This is a genomic window from Bradyrhizobium sp. (assembly GCF_049512235.1).
GTDB lineage: Bacteria > Pseudomonadota > Alphaproteobacteria > Rhizobiales > Xanthobacteraceae > Bradyrhizobium.
This window is the reverse complement of sequence record NZ_JBEKXH010000714.1, coordinates 1-2,602: the sequence shown is the minus strand read 5'-3', so window position 1 is coordinate 2,602 and position 2,602 is coordinate 1. Positions and strand designations below refer to the sequence as shown.

The window sequence follows — 2,602 nt, the reverse complement described above, 5'->3', positions numbered from 1 at the left end:
TATCGACGCTTGCGATGCTGCGCTCCCTCTCCCGCTCTTCGCGGGGGAGGGTCGGGGTGGGGGAAGCTCCGGGCGACAATCCATCGTTCGGCTATCGCGGCCGCATACGTTACTAACACCGCCGATGCCGCGCCCCCACCCCACCCTCCCCCGCGAAGAGCGGGAGAGGGAGCGAGAGGCCAATGCTCGTGGCCTGAAATGATAGCTTTCATGGAACCGATTCCACTGGTCGCACCTACCTACCCCCAGCCCGCGCTGATCCCGCCATCCACCGTGTAGATCACCCCTGACGTGTAGCCTGATCGGTCGGAGGCGAGGAAGGCCATCAGGTCGCCGATCTCGCGGGGGTGCGCCGGACGGCCGAGCGGCAGGCCTTTCTGCAATTCCTTGTAGCGGTTTTCGTCGCCGAACTGGTGCTTGGCGCGGGTTTTCAAGAGCGTGACGTGGCGGTCGGTGCCGACCGGGCCGGGATTGATGCCGACCACTCGGATGTTGTCGGCAAGGCTCTTTGAGCCGAGCGCGCGGGTAAAAGCCATCAGCGCCGCATTGCCGGCGCTGCCGCAGATATAATTGGCGTCGAACTTCTCGCCGGCGGCGCCGATGTCGTTGACGATGACGCCGTGGCCGCGGGCCTTCATCTGGGCATAGATCGCGCGGGTGAGGTTGATGTAGCCGAACACTTTGAGGTCCCAGGCGTGGCGCCAGGTGACTTCGTCGATGAGGTCGATCGAGCCGCCCGGGATATCGCCGGCATTGTTGACGAGAATGTCGATATCGGCGGCATCCTTGGCGAGCCGGGCGAGGTCCGCGGGATTGCGCAGATCGACGATCTCAGCCGTGGCGTCGATCTGATGGGCGGAGCGCAGCCGTTCGGCGAGCGCCTTCAGCTGATCGCCGCTACGGGCCGCCAGCCTGAGGTGAGCGCCTTCTTCGGCAAAGGCTTCGGCGGCGGCGGCACCGATGCCCTTGGAGGCGCCGGTGATCAGGACGCGCTTGCCGCGCAGATGGAGGTCCATGGGGGTACTCGCTTCGGGAGAGGTGGGATTCAAGTGTCGGGCCAGCCGCCGCGATGGTCAACATTGCAGTGCAGCGTTGCGCCCGGGCCGGGTTTGGTCCATTGCAACCCGATTGGAGAAAGGGCGCTACTGGCGCGGCAAGGCACAAGGAATCTCTCGATGAGCAGCCAGAAAGAGCAATATCGGATCGCGGTCATTCCCGGCGACGGCATAGGCAAGGAAGTGGTGCCGGAGGGCCTGCGGGTGCTGGAGCAGGCGGCGAAAAAGCACGGCGTCAGCCTGCATTTCGATCATTTCGATTTCGCCTGCTGGGACTATTACCAAAAGCACGGCGAGATGATGCCCGGGGATTGGAAGGCGCAGATCGGCCAGCACGATGCGATCTATTTCGGCGCCGTCGGCTGGCCGGCGAAAATCCCGGATCACATTTCGTTGTGGGGATCGCTGATAAAATTTCGCAGGGAGTTCGACCAGTACGCCAATCTTCGGCCGGTGCGGCTGATGCCGGGGGTGCCGTCGCCGCTCGCCGGCCGCAAGCCCGGCGACATCGATTTCTGGGTGGTGCGCGAAAACACCGAAGGCGAATACTCCTCGGTGGGCGGGCGGATGTTCCCGGATACCGAGCGTGAATTCGTCACCCAAGAGACCGTCATGACCCGGATCGGCGTCGACCGCATCCTGAAATTCGCGTTCGAACTGGCGCAATCGCGGCCGAAAAAACATCTGACCTCGGCGACCAAGTCGAACGGCATCTCGATCACCATGCCCTATTGGGACGAGCGCGTGGAGGCGATGGCGAAAAACTATCCCAGGGTAAAATGGGACAAATACCACATCGACATTCTCACCGCGAATTTCGTCCTGCATCCGGACTGGTTCGACGTCGTGGTCGGCTCCAATCTGTTCGGCGACATTCTCTCCGACCTCGGCCCGGCCTGCACCGGCACCATCGGCATCGCGCCCTCCGGCAACATCAATCCGGAACGAAATTTCCCCTCGGTGTTCGAGCCGGTACACGGCTCGGCGCCCGATATCGCGGGCCAGGGCATCGCCAACCCGATCGGCATGATCTGGTCCGGCGCCATGATGCTGGAGCATCTCGGCGAGAAGCAAGCCGCCGCCTCGATCGTGGCCGCGATCGAGCGCACGCTCGGTGAACGCACGCTGCGCACCCGCGATCTCGGTGGCAACGCCGACACGGTCGCCTGCGGCAAGGCGGTGGCCGAGATGGTGGAATAACGATGTTGGAGCCATCGTAGGGTGGGCAAAGTCATCGGGCGCGCGAACGCGTGGCCACCGTTCAAGCTAGCGGATCGATTCCATGAAACCTATCATTTTCAGGCCACGAGCACTGGCCTCTCGCTCCCTCTCCCGCTCTTCGCGGGGGAGACAGCCAGCGCGCTGCGCGTGCACCACGCTGGGAGAAAATTGGGAGATGTTGCGCGGGGCAGTTCAGCCATGCACGGCACTTCTACCCTCCCCTGGAGGGGGAGGGTCGCTCGCGCAGCGAGCGGGGTGGGGTGATCTCTCCGCGGGCGCAAATGTATCGATTTCGCCGACCATAGGCCGGAAGCGGGACCACCGAA

2 protein-coding genes are annotated in these 2,602 nt (G+C 63.8%); one reads left to right on the top strand and one right to left on the bottom strand.

The window, feature by feature from the left end; all coding sequences use genetic code 11:
- Positions 1–239 precede the first annotated feature (239 nt).
- On the bottom strand, positions 240–1,016 hold the full coding sequence (locus ABSG20_RS34335) for an SDR family oxidoreductase (RefSeq protein ID WP_423868873.1): 777 nt from the start codon (positions 1,014–1,016) through the stop codon (positions 240–242).
- A gap of 159 nt (positions 1,017–1,175) precedes the next feature.
- Here ABSG20_RS34335 and ABSG20_RS34330 point away from each other — a divergent pair, with 159 nt between their 5' ends.
- Positions 1,176–2,255, top strand: a complete 1,080-nt coding sequence (locus tag ABSG20_RS34330; RefSeq protein WP_423868872.1) for a tartrate dehydrogenase — start codon at positions 1,176–1,178, stop codon at positions 2,253–2,255.
- Positions 2,256–2,602: the final 347 nt, after the last annotated feature.

Bases quoted from the DNA above. Each gene is read 5' to 3' on its own strand.
- ABSG20_RS34335 (WP_423868873.1), bottom strand. From the start codon at position 1,016: ATGGACCTCCATCTGCGCGGCAAGCGCGTCCTGATCACCGGCGCCTCC.
- ABSG20_RS34330 (WP_423868872.1), top strand. From the start codon at position 1,176: ATGAGCAGCCAGAAAGAGCAATATCGGATCGCGGTCATTCCCGGCGAC.